At 41.0% G+C, this 1469-nt stretch carries 2 protein-coding genes; both read left to right on the top strand.

All coding sequences use genetic code 11. The features are described from left to right. Nucleotides 1-613: DUF5677 domain-containing protein (locus JX325_RS16605; protein WP_204792139.1), on the top strand; the 613-nt coding region annotated here is incomplete at its 5' end. After that, nucleotides 603-1469, top strand: an 867-nt coding sequence (locus tag JX325_RS16600; protein ID WP_204792138.1) for a DNA methyltransferase, incomplete at its 3' end; no start/stop codon positions are given. The genes JX325_RS16605 and JX325_RS16600, both read left to right, overlap by 11 nt.

Genomic DNA, 1469 nt, shown 5'->3' with positions numbered 1-1469 from the left:
GTTTTCAGTCGTTGCCAATATTCTCATTAAGTATCCAGACTTGGACCAAAAATATATTGATTACGCAGCAGTTGATGACTATAAATTTGCAAGAAGATTGGTGGAATATCAGGACCGATTGAATTTATTTCATTATGATTTAAGTGCTTTCCATGATATAGAAATGGCATACAGAAATGTAAAAGCAAAATATAGTTGGACAGGAAAACAAGACTATGAATGGGCTAAGAACGACGAAATAAAGGAACCTAATTTATTTAATCTTGCTAAAGCAGTTGGTCTTGAACACCTTTATGCCTATGTGGATGAAGCTCATAAATATAATCACCCTTGTATGCGATACTTATTAAATGATAGGGGCAGTAAACCAACAGAGGACGATTTGCAGAGTTATCTATTTTCTCCATCTGGTATTGAACTGCCAGTTCAGTTAACTGCTATCAGTCTACAAACAATCAATTGTGCAGTTATTGCGGGATATGCTCAACTTTCTTCAGCGAATGGAGAACAATTGGGTTGTTATCTACTCCAAAACAAGGATTTTCCTGCAACAATTATAGAATTGGTGAAAGAAAGAATTTTGAAACAGGAGGGGCAGACAGATGCCGATTAAATACGTCCCCTTTATCCCAGAACCCATCGAAGGCCAAGCCGTCCTCGGCAATTTCAACCGCATTTTGAAATACAAAGGCGTGGACAGCACCTCTATGGTTCTCCAGCGGGGAATGCCCCTATATGAGATGGAAAAACAGGAAACCGTGGGTGAGAACGCCGACGGCAACATGGTCATTCGCGGCGAGTGCGTCTCCGCCTGCGCCTATCTGAAAGAGCACGGTATCCAGGTTGATCTGATCTACATTGACCCGCCCTTTGCCAGCGGGGCGGACTACGCAAAAAAGGTCTACATCCGCCGCAATCCCAAGGTGGCGGAGGCCATTGCTCAGGCGGAGCAGGAACTGGACATCGACGAACTGAAAGCCTTTGAAGAAAAGATGTATGGTGATGTGTGGGACAAGGAAAAATATCTCAGTTGGATGTATGAAAATCTTATGGCAATCAAATCTGTTATGAGCGAAACTGCGTCTATCTTTGTCCATTTAGACTATCATGTATCTCACTATGTTAAAATCCTTCTTGATGAAGTTTTTGGCGAGTCAAATTTTAGAAATGAGATTATTTGGAAAAGGAAAGCGGCAACCTCCTATGCTGGAAACCAACTCGGAATATCAACAGACACAATTTTTTGGTACTCTGTATCCGATGATTATACATATATTCATCAGTACTCAAGAGAGGATGAAAACACAAGAAAATATATAGAAGAGCGATATAAATTTTACACCCCAGAAGGACGCAGATACAAAGTAGATAATTTGGGAAATCCAGATTATCGACCTAATCTTATCTATGAATACAAAGGATGTAAGCCACCTGCGAATGGCTGGGCAGTGTCTCTTGAACGCATGCAA

Origin of the sequence: Oscillibacter sp. CU971 (assembly GCF_905219725.1) — a bacterium.
GTDB lineage: Bacteria > Bacillota > Clostridia > Oscillospirales > Oscillospiraceae > Oscillibacter.
The sequence above is the reverse complement of the archived record's forward strand: the minus strand, read 5'-3'. Positions and strand labels throughout refer to the sequence as shown.